At 33.0% G+C, this 16,229-nt stretch carries 18 protein-coding genes; 3 read left to right on the top strand and 15 right to left on the bottom strand.

Going from position 1 to position 16,229, the window contains the following annotated elements; translation table 11 throughout:
* Positions 1–7 precede the first annotated feature (7 nt).
* The 8 genes from J2Z80_RS08685 to J2Z80_RS08650 all read right to left on the bottom strand — a co-directional run bounded on the left by J2Z80_RS08685 (position 8) and on the right by J2Z80_RS08650 (position 6,988).
* Positions 8–319 (bottom strand): hypothetical protein, encoded by a 312-nt coding sequence (locus J2Z80_RS08685; RefSeq protein ID WP_209454033.1) that lies wholly within the window; start codon positions 317–319, stop codon positions 8–10.
* A gap of 77 nt (positions 320–396) precedes the next feature.
* Entirely contained in the window at positions 397–1,053 is a 657-nt protein-coding gene (locus tag J2Z80_RS08680) for an ABC transporter permease (protein WP_432422711.1), read from the bottom strand.
* 77 nt (positions 1,054–1,130) lie between these two features.
* Positions 1,131–1,883: an ABC transporter ATP-binding protein gene (locus tag J2Z80_RS08675; RefSeq protein ID WP_209454031.1), complete on the bottom strand. Its 753-nt coding sequence runs from the start codon at positions 1,881–1,883 to the stop codon at positions 1,131–1,133.
* Positions 1,884–1,915: 32 nt separating this feature from the next.
* Complete coding sequence (locus tag J2Z80_RS08670) at positions 1,916–2,857, bottom strand: ABC transporter substrate-binding protein (RefSeq protein ID WP_209454030.1); 942 nt, start codon at positions 2,855–2,857, stop codon at positions 1,916–1,918.
* 25 nt (positions 2,858–2,882) lie between these two features.
* Positions 2,883–3,455, bottom strand: a complete 573-nt coding sequence (locus J2Z80_RS08665; protein ID WP_209454029.1) for a UbiX family flavin prenyltransferase — start codon at positions 3,453–3,455, stop codon at positions 2,883–2,885.
* 4 nt (positions 3,456–3,459) lie between these two features.
* Entirely contained in the window at positions 3,460–4,320 is an 861-nt protein-coding gene (locus J2Z80_RS08660; RefSeq protein WP_209454028.1) for a UbiA-like polyprenyltransferase, read from the bottom strand.
* On the bottom strand, positions 4,310–5,755 hold the full coding sequence (locus J2Z80_RS08655) for a menaquinone biosynthesis decarboxylase (RefSeq protein ID WP_209454027.1): 1,446 nt from the start codon (positions 5,753–5,755) through the stop codon (positions 4,310–4,312). The genes J2Z80_RS08660 and J2Z80_RS08655 overlap by 11 nt, the downstream gene beginning before the upstream one ends.
* Positions 5,756–5,809: 54 nt before the next feature.
* Positions 5,810–6,988, bottom strand: coding sequence for an FprA family A-type flavoprotein (locus tag J2Z80_RS08650; RefSeq protein ID WP_209454026.1), 1,179 nt, complete (start codon positions 6,986–6,988; stop codon positions 5,810–5,812).
* Positions 6,989–7,124: 136 nt separating this feature from the next.
* On the opposite strand from J2Z80_RS08650, the gene J2Z80_RS08645 reads away from it, so the two are divergent.
* Positions 7,125–8,477, top strand: coding sequence for a hypothetical protein (locus tag J2Z80_RS08645; protein WP_209454025.1), 1,353 nt, complete (start codon positions 7,125–7,127; stop codon positions 8,475–8,477).
* Between the two features lie 25 nt (positions 8,478–8,502).
* On the opposite strand, the gene sspI is transcribed toward J2Z80_RS08645, so the two are convergent.
* Complete coding sequence (gene sspI / locus J2Z80_RS08640; protein WP_013298120.1) at positions 8,503–8,703, bottom strand: small acid-soluble spore protein SspI; 201 nt, start codon at positions 8,701–8,703, stop codon at positions 8,503–8,505.
* Positions 8,704–8,786: 83 nt separating this feature from the next.
* Entirely contained in the window at positions 8,787–9,059 is a 273-nt protein-coding gene (locus tag J2Z80_RS08635) for a pro-sigmaK processing inhibitor BofA family protein (protein ID WP_209454024.1), read from the bottom strand.
* 143 nt (positions 9,060–9,202) lie between these two features.
* Here J2Z80_RS08635 and J2Z80_RS08630 point away from each other — a divergent pair, with 143 nt between their 5' ends.
* A complete protein-coding gene (locus tag J2Z80_RS08630; protein ID WP_209454023.1) occupies positions 9,203–10,009 on the top strand; it encodes an undecaprenyl-diphosphate phosphatase in 807 nt (268 codons plus the stop codon).
* 49 nt (positions 10,010–10,058) lie between these two features.
* Here J2Z80_RS08630 and J2Z80_RS08625 read toward each other — a convergent pair whose 3' ends face one another.
* The 4 genes from J2Z80_RS08625 to J2Z80_RS08610 all read right to left on the bottom strand — a co-directional run bounded on the left by J2Z80_RS08625 (position 10,059) and on the right by J2Z80_RS08610 (position 13,756).
* A complete protein-coding gene (locus J2Z80_RS08625) occupies positions 10,059–10,580 on the bottom strand; it encodes an O-acetyl-ADP-ribose deacetylase (RefSeq protein WP_209454022.1) in 522 nt (173 codons plus the stop codon).
* Positions 10,581–10,647: 67 nt separating this feature from the next.
* On the bottom strand, positions 10,648–11,298 hold the full coding sequence (locus J2Z80_RS08620) for an ABC transporter substrate-binding protein (protein ID WP_209454021.1): 651 nt from the start codon (positions 11,296–11,298) through the stop codon (positions 10,648–10,650).
* Between the two features lie 30 nt (positions 11,299–11,328).
* The gene (locus tag J2Z80_RS08615; RefSeq protein ID WP_209454020.1) at positions 11,329–12,063 is read right to left on the bottom strand and encodes a glycerophosphodiester phosphodiesterase; all 735 of its coding nucleotides are present in this window, start codon (positions 12,061–12,063) and stop codon (positions 11,329–11,331) included.
* A gap of 13 nt (positions 12,064–12,076) precedes the next feature.
* Complete coding sequence (locus J2Z80_RS08610; RefSeq protein WP_209454019.1) at positions 12,077–13,756, bottom strand: B12-binding domain-containing radical SAM protein; 1,680 nt, start codon at positions 13,754–13,756, stop codon at positions 12,077–12,079.
* Between the two features lie 134 nt (positions 13,757–13,890).
* On the opposite strand from J2Z80_RS08610, the gene J2Z80_RS08605 reads away from it, so the two are divergent.
* Positions 13,891–15,117 carry a M48 family metallopeptidase gene (locus J2Z80_RS08605; protein WP_245301234.1) on the top strand — a complete coding sequence of 409 codons (1,227 nt, stop codon included), beginning with the start codon at positions 13,891–13,893 and terminating at the stop codon, positions 15,115–15,117.
* A 46-nt stretch (positions 15,118–15,163) separates the two neighbouring features.
* Here the strand turns inward: J2Z80_RS08605 and J2Z80_RS08600 are convergent, their stop codons facing one another.
* Positions 15,164–16,054: a DUF1002 domain-containing protein gene (locus J2Z80_RS08600; RefSeq protein WP_209454018.1), complete on the bottom strand. Its 891-nt coding sequence runs from the start codon at positions 16,052–16,054 to the stop codon at positions 15,164–15,166.
* Between the last annotated feature and the right edge of the window lie 175 nt (positions 16,055–16,229).

The following is a 16,229-nucleotide window of genomic DNA, read 5'->3' as shown; positions in this document are numbered from 1 at the left end:
AAGCTCCCTACCTGATGTTTAAATAAATTTTCAAATGATTTTTTACTTCTTCAGAAATACTATCATCTGTATCAATGATTATGTTATTTCCATCTACTTTATACTTAAAATCAGAAAATCCTTTGTTCAAAAGATAATCTCTCACTGAATTTAATCCGTCATCTCCCTGCGCAACAAGCACTTTTTCGCCAATTAAATCTCCATTTACATACACATTTAATGCATCCTGTGATTTTTTCAAAGTCAAATCTCCATCATAAATTTCAAATGCACTTATAATCCCTGGAGCTATAGTGTTTTGCCCGTTTAAATTAATCATGAAATCACCTCACAGGATATTCTATACATCTTTAAACAAAGATATTCTTCTCAAAAGTTTATCATTTGATAAATTTTTTACCATCTGCAAAAAATAATTCCTAAAAAATCGATTGTTGAAAAAAGGATAATTCCCATTAAACTTAAAACTATTATCCCTGAATACATGTCTATGTAATTTACTCTCGTCCACGAATCCATTATGAAGTAGCCAATACCATACTCTGTCCCAAATGTCTCTGTAAAAAACAGCACAGATATCGCTGTGCCCAAAGCTACCCTTATAGAAGTCAAGATGTTTATTAAAGAGGCAGGTATTATAATTTCTTTTAAAATTTGAAACCATGAACCGCCTAAAGAATATATAGAGTAATATATGTTTTCAGGTATACCCTTAACAGCATCTCTCAATGAAACAATGACTTGAAATACAACAATGACTGTAATCATAAAAATTTTTGACATTTCCCCAAGTCCAAATAAAAGCATGACAATCGGAAGAAAAGCAATTTTAGGTATGGGATAAATTAAATATACAATTGGCGATAACAATTTGTCTATTTTACTAAAGTATCCCATTATAATGCCAGTAGGAACCCCAATTATTAAGGATAATAAAATACCCATCAAAATTCTAAATAAGCTGTACTCTACATGAATCATTAATTTACTTTTAAATGTTTTTGATAAATTTTCTATGACCAATATAGGGGAAGGAATTAGATTGATATTCACTATTTGCGATATCATATACCACAATAAAAATATTATAAGTAAAGCATAAAAATATTCAAAAGCTTTTCTATTAAATTTCAAGTTGACCATTCCTCTTTAATATCTTTCCTGATTTTTATCATCAAATCATAAAATTCTCTGCAAAGCCTTTTATCTTTCAAACCATACGTTTCATTATGAATAATTTGTTTAATAGTTCCTGGTGATTTAGACATTATAGCTATCCTTTTACCAATATAAACAGCTTCTTCTACGCTGTGGGTGACAAATACAGTTGAGACTTTGTATTCTTTTTGAATCTCTATGAATAGTTCCTGCATCTCTTCTCTAGTTATCTCATCAAGGGCTGAAAATGGCTCATCCATAAGCAAAATATCTGGTTTTAAAATAAGCGCTCTTGCTATTGCGACTCTCTGCCTCTGTCCGCCGCTTAATTTTTGTGGATACCTTCTAACAAATTCTTTTAACCCTAATCTATCTAAAATGAATAAAGCGTAATCTCTGTCATCACTAGTCAACATTGACTTTATTTTAAGTCCTAGTACAGCATTTTCGTACACGCTTTTCCAAGGAAGCAATCCATAATCCTGAAGTACTAACCCTATTTTGTGCTTCTTTGTATTAATTCCTTCTCCATTGATAGTAACTTTGCCATCATATGTATTGATTATGCCTGACAAAACATGTAAGAGAGTTGACTTTCCACAGCCTGATGGACCAACTAATGCCAAAACGTCCCCATCATAAATATCTAAATTTATATTCTTTAAAACTGTAAAATAGCCTTCATTAGTCCTATACCGCACTGTCAACCCTTCAACTTTCACCATTTGTGATTTCTCCTCTTTATTAAATCAAAAAATCACTTGATAAATTCATCTGTAACCAAATCGCTATAGTTGTAATTATTTTTGATTAGACCTTTATCTGTAAGCCACTTTATCACGTCGTCAAAGTCTTTTTTATCTGGCAATGCCGCCTTTTGATAAACAGGCAATTTTAAAGCATCTTTTATTTCTTTTGGAAATCCTCCATCTTCAATTACTTTATCTATGTAAGCTGACTTAGGCTCTTTGTTTAAATAATCGACTGCTTTGTTATAAGCGATATAAAAGGCTTTTATCTCGCTTTTTTTCGAGTCTACGGCACTGCTTGTAAAAAGCAACACTCCTGGATTTATACCAAGATTGTTGGAATTGTCAAGCATCTTAGAACCATTCATCATGGCTACTGTCGCAAGTGCATTAGGAAGTGTTGCTGCATCTACTTTTCCATTTTGTAGCATTTCCAACCTCGTAGGCATTTGTGGTATAGATACTTTATTAATATCTTTATCTGTCAATCCAGCCTTTTTTAAAATCATATCTGTCACATATTCTATCAAAGTATTTTTAGATATGGCGATACTTTTCCCTTTTAAATCCTGAAGGCTATTAATATTTTCATCCTTATTAACAAGCAAATCATACGTACCATTTGTCAATGATGTAATCTTGACGTTAAATCCACCATCATTCGCAAACGCAGCAGCCATTATATCAGATATTGCACCGTCAATTTTTCCGCTTTGAAGTGCACTATCCCTCTCTTGCGCGCTTTTGAATTGCTCTATATTGACGTCCAAATTCTCATCCTTGAAATACCCTTGTTCTTTCGCTATTAAAATTGGAATTGAATCCGTATCTTGAAGTATTCCAATATTTAAAGTTTGCAATTTTTCACTGCTTGTCTCTTTTTCTTTGCTGCAAGAACTTATTGTAAATATCATGATTATTAAAAGCATAACAGAAACTATTTTTTTCATAAATATCCATCCTTCCTTTAAATTTTTAATTCCAGCGATTATATAAATCATTTTCTATTCCTAGTACATCAAGGACTCTTCCAACTATGAAGTTTACCATATCATCTACAGATGATGGTTTATTATAAAAAGTCATTACTGCCGGAAGAATATATGCTCCCATTTCACTTAATAAAGCCATATTTTTTAAATGTATCAGGTTAAATGGAGTTTCTCGTGGCACAATTATCAATTTTCTTTTTTCTTTTAAGCATACATCTGCTGATCTATGTATAAGGTTGATTGAAATGCCACATGCAATGCTTGAAAGAGTCCCCATAGAACATGGAATTACAACCATTCCATCTGATTTATATGATCCACTTGCGATAGGTGCAAACATATCATCTACATCGTAGATGTTAATTTTTTCACTAATTTTTTTAAAGTGCTGCACTACATCATCAAAAGTAAACCCTGTCTCATACTTCATGACACTGCATCCGTTTTTACTTATCAAAAAATGCACCTTACAGTCGCTTTTTAAAAGCTCTTCAATCAATCTCAAGCCTAGAATGCTTCCACTAGCACCAGTTATTGAAATTATATATTCTCTCAAAAGATCACCTCACTAAAAATAAATCTAAGGTTGTAAAGACAAAAAACAAAACGCTAACGATTTGATTAATATCATACGACGCTATTGTAACGTGCTTTAAATTGTCAGGCTTGACTATAGAATGTTCTTTATACAATAAATACCCTATTATTATAAGCCCTATCAAATACAGCCAACCCATTTTCATATAAAAATATAAATACAAAAGAAGCAGTAATGCTATTACATGAAAAAATGTCGATATGAGAAGTGCATTTTTAATGCCGAATTTAACAGGTATAGAAAACAAACCGTTGTTTTTATCAAAATCGTAATCTTGTGTACCATATATTATATCAAAGCCTGCCACCCAAAGAGTAACAACTGCGCCTAAAACTAATGAAGGCCAGCCTATTTTACCTGTAACTGCGATCCATGCTCCAACAGGTGCACCTCCACAAGCTATTCCTAATATTATATGACAAGCCCATGTAAATCGCTTTGTGTATGAATATATGATAAATAAAAACAGAGCCACTGGCAATAACTTAAGACACAGTGGATTCAGCTCATAGGCTGCCAGCACCAACAGTGCAAAGCTAAATACTACAATCAAAAGAACTTCAGAACTTTTAACTATCCCTAATGGCAAATGCCTTCCTGCCGTCCTGGGATTTTTAGCATCTATATCCTTATCAACAAGTCTGTTTAACGCATTCGCACCTGTTCTAGCACCAATAAGTGCAATGATTATCCAAAAAAATACCCTCATCTTTGGCAAACCATTAGCAGCCCATAACATCGAAACCATTGCAAAAGGCATGGAAAATAGAGTATGGGAAAACATTACAAGATCTGCGTACTGCTTTATCTTTTTAAATACCATATTCATTCCACTTCCTATCAACCAATTCTTTTATTTCTTCTGTCATCTCTATATCATCTGGCCAATCTCGACTGTGCCCTTCTGATTTCCACTTTTTTGTAGCATCGATTCCTAATTTATGACCGTAAAAAGGCAGTGGTGACGCATGGTCGAGGGCATCAAGAGGTCCTTCCGTAATAACTATATCTCTTGCAGCATCAATATTATTAAAAACCTTCCATGCAACAGTTGAATAATCGTGAGGATTTACATTTTTATCGACGACTATTATCAATTTTGTGTACATCATTTGTCCCATTCCCCACAATGCATTCATCACTTTTTTAGCCTGCCCAGGGTATTCTTTATTTATAGATACTATCAAGCAATTATGAAATACACCTTCAAGAGGGAAGTCTATATCGATTACTTCTGGACAAATCATTTTAATAAATGGTAGAAAAATCCTCTCAGTAGCTTTCCCAAGATAGCAATCTTCCATTGGGGGTTTCCCAACAACAGTAGCAGGATATACTGGATTTTTCTTGCGTGTAATGCACTCTACATGAAATACCGGATATAAATCCTTCAAAGAATAATACCCTGTATGATCGCCAAATGGTCCTTCCTCCCTCATTTCATTTACATCTACATAACCTTCAAGGACAAATTCTGAATTAGCTGGAACGTACAAGTCGTTTGTTTTACATTTAACAATATCAACAGGACTATTTCTTATAAAGCCCGAAAACAACATTTCGTCAATTTCTTTAGGCAATGGCGCTGTAGCCGAATAAATCGTCGCCGGATCAGAGCCAATTGCGACCGAAACCGGCATTTTTCCTCCCATTTTCTTATATTTAAGATATATCTCTCGCCCATCTTTGTGTATATGCCAGTGCATGCCAGTCGTTTTTTTGTCAAACACCTGCATCCTGTACATCCCCATATTCTGCATGTTAGTCTCAGGATCCTTCGTTATGACAAGTGGCAACGTTATAAAACGGCCTCCGTCTTTTGGCCAACATTTCAAAATAGGTAGTTTATCAAGATCAGGTTCTTCAACAACTTCTTGACATGGAGCTTCCTTCACCTTTCTCGGAAATACCTTAAGAAGTCTTGATAGCTTTGGTATTGATTTGATTTTATTTACAAGTCCTATGTACTTTATGTACTTTGACATATCAATTATATCGTATATTATATTAGCTATGTCGTCTGTATTTGAAATTCCCAATGCCATATTAAGTCTCTCATAACTGCCAAATATATTAATAAGGACAGGATATGATGAATTTTTAACATTTTCAAACAAAAGAGCAGGCCCATTGCTTTTAACTACTCTATCTACAATCTCAGTGATTTCCAAATTAGAATCGACTTCAGTTTTAATCCTTTTTAAAAGACCTTTTTTCTCTAAAGCTTCCATAAAATCCTGTATATCTTCATAGTGCATCATATAACCTCTTTTCAAAGATTATCTGAACATTAAATAAGAGCAATAACGCTCTTATTTAATGTTTGCTTCTTTATGTTTTTTAACTATATTATCTACTAATTCATCTAAAAGCTTATAATCTTCTTCTTTTGGAAGACCTTTTATAAATACTGGCGGTATCACTTCAACTTTTAGGTTTGTAATCATGCTGGACAATTGGTCAATAGTTTTTCCGCCCCAACTGTATGACCCAACAATTGATAAAAATTTAGTTTTTGGCTTTAAGGCATTTGCGAGATATGTAGCATAAATCACCTGTGGGTGTGCCCCAGCCAAAACCGTCGGCGTACCTACGACTATTGTCGCAGCATCAACTAATGACATAGCAAGTTCTCCTAAATCAGTAACTGTCAAATCAAACGGTTTTACAACGACACCTTTTTGTGAAAGCACAGCAGTCAAATAATCCACCATAGCTTTTACAGAACCGTGCATTGTAACATACGGTATAACAACTATATTCTTCGGTTCGTCGTATACCCAGCTATTGTACGCATCAAATATGAATTGAGGTTTATTGTAAACCGGTCCGTGAGAAGGTGCTATGTAATCTATTTTTAAGCTTTTGATCTTATCAATATTCTTTTCTATAAAATTCCTAAACGGCATCATTATTTCTGCATAATATCTTTTTGCCGAATTATAGACAAGACATTCATCTTCCGCAAAAAGCTCTGATGTGGCTAAATGTGAGCCGAGAAAGTCACATGTAAAAATTATATTATCTTCCTCAAGATATGTAAACATGGTCTCAGGCCAGTGCACCCAAGGGGCATGAATAAACCTAAGGGTTTTGTCTCCAAGTGATATCCTCTCATCGTCCTCAACTGTATCTATCTTGTCTTCAGGAATATGTAAAAGATCCATCAAAAATGTCTTTGCTTTTGGGGTGCATATAACTTTAGCCTCTGGATATTTTTCAAGGACAAATGGAATACTTCCCGAGTGGTCTTGCTCAGAGTGATTTGATACAACATAGTCAATCTTAGGAACATCATTTAGCTGCTCCATTAATACATCTAATTTCATTGGATCAACAGTATCTATCAATGCTATCTTTTCACTGCCTTCAACAAGATATGCATTATAGCTTGTCCCAGCAGGCAGTGGAATAAGTGAATCAAACAATCTTCTTTCAAAATGTACAGCTCCAAGTTTTGTTACACCATCTTTAATTTTCATTGGTTTCATTTTGATTACCTCCTCATTTAATTATTATTTTAACACATCCTTAATAATTTTTCCAAGTAATATGCAAAATATGTAAAAAAATAAAAGTATAAAGACATTACAATCTGCAAAATCTAATTAAAAATGAGGTGTTACAATGGTTGAGATAACTGGCACGCATATTGTATATTTAATTTCAATTTTTGTCATTTTTATATTTATGCTTTTGCGCAAAGATATCATATTTCCGTGCATACTGGGCATTTTAGCTGTAGCAGCGTCACAGACAAAAAATATATTAAAATCAATAGAAATACTATATACAGCTATATTTGTATCAGGCAAAGAATTATGGCAAGTAATATTAATAATATCTTTGATAATAGCCATGTCCCGTGCTCTTGATGATATCGGAGCTGATGTAGTTATAACAAAGCCATTTTTGCGTTTTCTGAACACGCCAAGTAAATCGTTTTGGATCATTGGTTTACTTATGATGCTTTTATCTTTTTTCTTATGGCCGTCACCTGCTGTAGGATTGATAGGTGCTGTCTTGATTGGCCCTGTATTAAAATCCGGTTTTGATGAACTAAGTTTTGCATCACTAGTAACTATATTTGGCTTCGGGGTCGCTTTATCAGGAGACTTTTTCATACAAGGAGTTCCGTCTGTAACAGCTAAAACGCTGGGTATTTCCACGTCAAAGTTGATTTTAAGCAGTCTGCCTGTTTGGTGTGTAACATCATTAGTTACAATAATTATTTTTTACTTTGTAACAATGAAAGAACTTAAAAGTAAAAAAAATAATGATAAAACTGACAACAATGTAGGTAAAAAGAAAATATATAAAGAAAGTTACATCATATCTATTGTCAGTGTTATATTTTTTGCTGTCGATACTTTTTTAATGTACGTTCTAAAAATAAGAGGAAACGCAGCAACAGCGCTAATCGGTGGCTCTGCAGTGATTATACTTTTAGCATCATCGATAGTGCAGAAAGATTTCTTAAATAAGACAGGAGAATATTTAAAAAGCGGTTTTTTGTCTGGCATTAGGACTTTCGCTCCGATTATACTTATAAGTGCATTCTTTTTTCTTGGAGAGTTGACAACTGCCAAGCAAGTAATTGGACCTAACGCTAAAGGATATCTAATGGACCTTGGACTATATCTTTCAAAGCACATTCCTTTAAATAAATATACTGTAGCTTTAATGCAACTTTTAGTCGGAATATTGACAGGATTATCAGGTTCAGGATTTTCAGGACTGCCATTAGTTGGTGCACTATCTAAAACTTTTGCACACACACTTAATATCAATTCATCATTGCTGGCATCATTGGGTGAAATCACTTGTATATGGGTTGGTGGTGGTACAATAATCCCTTGGAGCGTAGTAGCAGTGACAGCAATCATAAAAGTCGACCCCGACTCAATAGTCAGAAGAAATCTACTTCCTGTAATCATCGGATTAATTTGCGGATATATCGTTACTGTTCTGCTATTATAAATAAAGGGTACCTTAAGATACCCTTTTATGATATTCCTCTCATGACATAATCCATCATATTGTTTTTCTCCGCATCGTTCATTTTTTCCCATGCTGCTTCAAATATTATACCTAGACCGGGAATTGCATTTTCTTCCTTAGTATCTACAGCATCCTGTATAAAGCCTTTTATTTCATCCTTTGAGCGATTTTTTAAATTATCAAGCACTATTCTTCTTATATCCATATTTTATACCTCCATTCATATTTACTATTATTATTCCATATTAAAGCAACAATATTAGACATAAAAAATAAACCCAATAGGGTTTATATGACGATCTTAAATATATACTTTAAAGCAAGTAAAACAACTATACCTGGTATTCCAAAGACACCTGCTATAAAAGCGTTTATAAGATTAATCTGCAATGTTAGCCCAAAAATAGAACCAAAAAAATTGAAAATTAAGAGAAAAACATAACCTATTATTGAATTTAGTACAAACTTAAATAATATTTTAACTGATTTTCCAAAAAGCCAAACTATAAATGCAATTATTATGATGCCGATTGCAAATGAAAAAAATCCCGGTAAAAGCACAAAACCACCTCACCACATATTTATACACCTATTATATCACATTAAAAAAAGATTAAAACACTAAAAGATATGTTGAATTATAAACAATATTAATATAAAATTAAATAGTGTTTAACATATTAATGGTAAGGAGTCGGTACTTTATGGTTCTTTTGGTTAAAGCATTTATACTTGGTATCGTGGAAGGTTTAACTGAGTTTTTACCTGTTTCATCCACAGGACACCTCATAATAGTAGGTAACCTATTAAATTTTAGAGGTGCATATGCCACAATGTTTGAAGTAGTAATACAGCTTGGCGCTATTCTGGCCATCGTCTATTACTACAGAGAAAAAATATGGAATTCTCTTAAAAATCTGGCTCCAAACAAATGGGGATTTAGATTATGGTTTAAGATTGTCGTCGCTTTTATACCATCTGCAATTTTAGGTCTTCTTCTGAATGATTTTATTGATAAACACTTGTTTTCATCTTTCACCGTATCAATAGCACTTGTAATAGGTGCAATAATGATGCTAATTGTTGAAAATGCCTTTTCTAATTATAAGATTGATGACATGGACAAAGTAAGCACCAAAAAGTCTTTTTGGATCGGTGTTGCACAGTGTATGTCGCTTTTCCCAGGTATGTCAAGGTCAGCTTCAACGATAATGGGGGGAATGATGGCTGGTCTATCTGTAAAAGCAGCCGCTGAATTTTCTTTCTTCCTAGCTATACCAACGATGTTTGGTGCAACAGCCGTCTCCCTTCATAAAGGGATAGCTTCAATGACTGCGTTAGAGTGGGAAGCATTGGCAGTAGGTTTTATAATGTCATTTATAGTCGCACTGATAGTCGTTGATAAATTCCTTTCTTACCTTAAAAGCCATCCGCTGAGACCTTTTGCTTATTACAGGTTGATTGTCGGAATAATCATGATAGGGCTTGTCTTAACGAACGTAGTTAAATAATAAAAATTTATTATTAGCAGGCCAATATTTGGTCTGCTTTTTATTTTATCTATAATTCATCATACGCCTTTGAATAAACATCGTAATCATGGTCGCTAAATAATACAAATCTAACTTCTTTTATGTCACTTTTATCAAGATAATCTGATACAGCCCTCAGTGCTATCTTTGCAGCTCTATCAACTGGAAAACCATATGCTCCAGTGCTAATAGACGGAAATGCTATCGTCTTTAAATTGTTCTTATCTGCTATCTTTAAGCTCTCTATGTATGCACTTGCTAATAAGTTGTCTTCGTCACTATTTCCATCCTTCCATATTGGACCAACCGCATGTATCACGTAGCTTGCTTTTAGATTACCGCCATGGGTTATTACTGCTTTTCCGGTTGGACAACCACCTTCTCTATCTCTTATTTCTCTACATTCTTCCTCGATTACTTTTCCACCTGCTCTATGTATAGCACCATCAACCCCACCGCCACCTAGAAGTCCAGAATTTGCGGCATTTACAATTGCATCAACTTCTTGCTCTGTTATATCTCCTTTTAAAAGCTTTATTTTTTCTTTCACATTATCACCTCGTCAAAATTCACCATAAGCAAGTTTTGAAAATTACAATCATAGTATACATGAAAAACTACTTCATATCAAGAATCCATTTAAGAAATTTAATTGACAAATCTTTATTCTGTGAATTAGACACAATCGCTATTACTTTGTCGCGGTAATCATATCCTATTTCATCAAGGTACTTGTTTTCCTTATTTAAATCAATTCCGTACGTACCAGCCTTAACATCTTTTAAAGAAGACAATTTTTCTGTTTTAAAACCGCTTAAATCCAATTCTTTTATAGAATCAAGATTCATAAATGCACCTTGTTTTGCTAATACATTAAAATTGTCCTTGTCAAGGGCTATGACATTAACTTCCTGCGCAGATATTTTTACCATAAGTTTCTGTACAGATGTTGGATCAAGTTGATATTTCCCATCACTACCTTTTGTTAACATATAAAATTCAACCAATGCTTGTTTCTTACCCTTATCTGTACCTAGCAACTCCCTAGTTACAGTACTTTGGAAGCTCATCTCTTTATCAAAGTTTATTGACGTGCCTATTAATGAAAAATCAAAAACATAATCTTTGTTTGTTATAATTGAATTGACAAATGATGCTATTATTGCAATTACAACAACACCAACAATTATATGTATCTTATAATAATCCCATATGTACTCTACCTTTTCTTTAAATGTCATGTCTTTCATCCACTTGTTTGGCTTCATATAGTAACCCCCTATCGTGAAAATATAAGACTAATTTATCACCTTTTTTAAGTCTATAAGTTTTAGTGGATCATTTGTAATGATTCCATCAACACCAAATCTTAACATTTTCTCCATTGACTCTACACTATCGACTGTCCAAGGAAATAGTTTAACATTATTTGATTTGCAACCCTTCACAACCTCAGGTATTATATTAAAGTAAAAGGGATGAAGTGAATAAGCATGCATCCTATTTGCTATATGCCATGGCTCCACAAGACCGCATTCATATAAAAGACCTATATTTAGCCTTGGCTCAATCTCTTTCACAGTCTTAACACTGTAATGATTGAAGGATGATATAACTACCCTATCCTCAAAATCGTAATCAAATATACAATTCACTAATTTTTCTTCAATCCCAGTGTACAAGATTATACCGCTTTTTATCTCTATATTCAATAAAACATCTTTATTTTTTAAAAGTTCAAAAACCTCTGGCAGAGTAGGAATCTTTTCACCAGCAAACCTTTTGCTGAACTTTATCCCTGCACTTAATCTTTTTAATTCACTTAGCGTATAATCTTTGACATATCCTATTCCATCAGTAGTTCTGTCAACTCTCTCATCATGTATAACGACCAAATGACCATCTTTGCTAAGCTGAACATCAAGCTCAATACCATCTGAGCCGATCTCAACAGCTCTTTTGAAAGCCGACAATGTATTTTCTGGTGCATTCTTGGAATCACCACGATGGGCTATGACTAGTGTTTCAGGCATAATATCAATCTCCTTAAACATAAATTTTTGCACAATACGTTCTGTCTTTCAAATGCAAAAAAACAATATATACGCTTTTATTGCTTTCCCCCAAAATATCATGTTTAAAAAAACCTATTGAGATACTTTTGCCTTTCTCTATGCTAGACATATTTTTCGCCAAAGGCAAATTATTTTGCAACCATTCATCATTGTGTAATAGCGATTTTACATTGTCAGGTATTTTCTGATGCAAATCTTTTAAACAATCCGGATAAGCTTTATTGTTTGTTGAGTACATGTAATCATATCGCAAATAGTCCTCTAACAGTTCAGAATCTATTCTTTTAGAAACAGCGAATTTGTACATTATGTCAAATAAATCATTTAAAGAATGTCTTCTGTTAAATAAATTGTAACTCTCCCAATAATCGTACATCGATTTATATAAGTCAAAAGGTTCATCATAAAAGCTTAATAAGAAATTCAATGTTTTGTTAAACCTTCCAGAGTTGTAATACTTATCTACTAAAAAAGCTATACTTTTTAATTCGTAAAGTTCATAATACGACATTGTACTCGTCTTTAAAACCTCATATGGTGTATCACTTCTAAATTCTATACAGTATTTATCTGCATTTTTTCTTAAATCAGTTCCTTTTAAAAGCTTTAAAAATCCCAACTGAATCTCATCTGGATTTAATTTGTAAACATCATTAAATGAATTCGCAACTGATTTAAAGCTGTCACCTGGCAGTCCCGCAATCAAATCAACATGTACCTTTATACCGGCGTCCACAATAAGCTTTATACCCTTTAATGCACCATCTACATCTGGATTTCTCGATACATTTATAAGCGTATTTCTATTTGTCGTTTGAATGCCAACTTCAAATTGAATCCTATCCTTTATGCCTTTTAAGCTGTCTATAAACTCTTTATTAATTAATTCGGGATTAACTTCACAGTGAAATACTGTATCGCCTTTCAATCCTCTTATTATGTTCAATATCTCTATCGCCCTCTTTATATTGCTGTCAAAAGACCTATCAATAAGCTTTACAATCTTTGCACCCATTTTTGATAATTCATTCAAGTCAGCTTTTACTTTTTCAATTGTTGCATATCTCAGTTTATTGTCAAGCGATGACAGACAATATGAACATCTAAAAGGGCATCCCCTTGACGTCTCATAGTATACAAGCTTGTCTGAAATTTCTTCATCTATATAAGGAAATGGAATATCATCCAAACTAACATAATCAGTTTTTATCTTAACTATTATATCTTCATTCTTCCTATAAACTATGCCATCTAAATCATCTATACTTCTACTATTATAAATTCTTTCTAAAAGCCTTTTAAAAGTTATTTCACCCTCACCTAAGACAACAAAATCTATATAGCCAGATTTCAGTAAGTTCTCTGCGTCATATGATACTTCTGGTCCGCCCAGAACTACGATTATTTCTTTTTTTACTTTTTTTATATATTCACATAGCTTTAAAACCTTTTCTATGTTCCATATATAGCATGAAAAGCCAACCACATCAGGCATCTTTTTTAATATTTCATATAATACATAATCAGTGTCATCATTTATTGTCATTTCTAATATCTCTATCTCCATTGGCTTACAGTACCACTTGATATTTCTTATGGCCAAATTTGTATGATAGTATTTAGCATTTAGCCCAACTAATAATGTCTTCATTTCTACACCTCTACCAATAATCTAATATAATTATAGCATATGGAAATCAAAATAAAGCAATAAATAATTTAATTTTCGATACGCATATAATATAATATATTCATAGTAATTTTTGAAGAAGGGATGAGATAATATTGAGCGTAAAGTTTAACAAAATATGGTTTTTGCTAACTTTTATAGCATTGTTGTTTTCTTCATTATACCTATATTACACATTATCACCAAACACTGTTTCACCTGATGTTTACAAGTTTTTTTCTCATTACACAGTAGAAAAATCTATACCATATCACAAAGCAAATAGAATAATAAATATCACTTCATTTTTAGTCCAATTAATATTTCTATTATGGTTCGTCTTTGGAGGATTTGCTTTGCGGCTTTCAAAAACGTGTGAAAGACTTAGCGGAGGAAATTACTATGTAGGCATCTTCATGTTCTTCATTGTATTGTGGGCGATCTTAAAAGTTTTATCATTGCCTTTCAGTTTGTATTCATTTAAGCTACAGGTAAAATGGGGATTTTCAGTACAAACGGTTCAATCTTGGTGGATGGATTATATAAAAAGCTCAGCCATCGATATTGTACTATCTGGAATCGGAATAATACTATTATTCTTTGCGATAAATAAATATTACAGAACCTGGTGGATATTAGCATCTATCTTTCTTACAGCAATGCTTTTTTTGCAAAACTTTATATGGCCATCATTTATCGCTCCTATGTTTAATAAATTTACACCTGTTACTGATCCTGTTATTTTAAATATGGTAAATGATGTATCAAAAAACGCAGGAATAAAAATAGACAGAGTTGAAGAAATGGATGCTAGCAGGAGGACTACACTAGCAAATGCATATTTCTATGGTTTTGGCAGCACAAGCAAGATCGTTCTTTATGATACATTATTGAAAAAATATCCTCAAGATGAGATAAAAGCTGTAATAGCCCATGAAGCCGCTCACTGGAAAGAAAATCACGTTTTAAAAAGCATCTTAATAGGCTCAATAGGAATTTTCATAATGTTTTTCATGTTTAACATCTTATTGAAAACAAGTGTAGTACAAACACACAACAGCAAGTACGGACCTTTTATCATATCCTTACTTTATCTATTTTTGCTTTTGATTAACTTTGATACAAATCCAATTCAAAATTATATCTCTCGTCAAATGGAAAGACAGGCAGATCTGCTTTCAGTCCAATATCTGCATGATAAAGATGTCGTCATTAAGCTTCAAGTTGACCTTGCGGAAAAAAGCTTGTCTGACATTGAACCACCAAAATTTATAGAGTGGTTTTCTTACACCCATCCCAGCACTATAAATAGGATAAGAGCCATCGAAAAGTCAAAGCTATAAAGTAAAATAAGGATGGTCATCATCCTTATTTTACTTTAATCAATATTTACAGCAAGCTTAACAGTTTATTAATGATATTTTGAAAAAACTGAAGAATTACCTTTATTATGGACTTTGATTCGGGATTTTTATTTACAAAGTCTTTAAATGATGTAGTAAGATTGTCAAGTCCACTTTTGACTTTATCCCAATTTATATTGGCATTTTGTAATTTTCGAAGCAGTGAAACCAAACTGTTTATTTCGTCTTGCGTCAAAGTTATTCCTAGACTATTTGCAGTATTCTGTATTAAGCTTTTAAGCTCATCATCAGAAAGCTTGCTAGTCTGATTAGCCATTTCTTCTTTTAGCCTTTTTAAAAGCTCTACTGCCTTTTCTTTATCGCCAATCTTATCCCCAATCTGCCCTGTAGTTACCATCTCTGCATTCGCAATTTTCTTGACATCATCGCTTATAGGTTTTCCTGTTGCTTCCTCATAAGCTTTGATTATCCCCGTAAGGGCTGCTGTTCCTGAAACAGGATATGGAGCTGAAACTTTTATATCTGCATCTTCTACACCTGCTGTTATCAGAGCATTTTTGTACATATCACTAGTAACCCATGTTATATTATGTGTAGTCACGCTTAAACCCGAACCTTTTTCTCTAAATGTGATTAATGACGATGATATTGCTTTAGAACCTATAACATTTGCAGGCAAACTACCACCTAAATATTTATATTCCTCCTGATTAGTAACTTCTATAATATGTAATCCATTTGTGTCACTTAGATTAAAATCTTTAAGAATCTGATTTCTCTGGTCATTTGTAAGATCATGTCCAAAAGTCAAATACCGAGTACCTGGACTTGTATCAGCAAATGCGACGGTGAAAAATGTTGTAAAAACTAGTAATATTGTTACTGTGATCTTAAGATGCTTCATAAATTTCAACATCAGCTACATCTCCTCCTAAATTTTACTTCCCTAAAATTATAATCATTTTATTTATTTTTTTCAAATTTAATCTAAAACAAGTTTGTGTCAAGTAGTTGTTGGCAAATTTTTTTCTTCAAATTTTATTCACATAATGTTTAATGTATTGTGAATTTTCATGCAATTGTTTTTACTC

The sequence above is a fragment of the Thermoanaerobacterium butyriciformans genome (genome assembly GCF_017874545.1).
GTDB lineage: Bacteria > Bacillota > Thermoanaerobacteria > Thermoanaerobacterales > Thermoanaerobacteraceae > Thermoanaerobacterium > Thermoanaerobacterium butyriciformans.
This window is presented reverse-complemented; position numbering and strand designations above follow the sequence as displayed.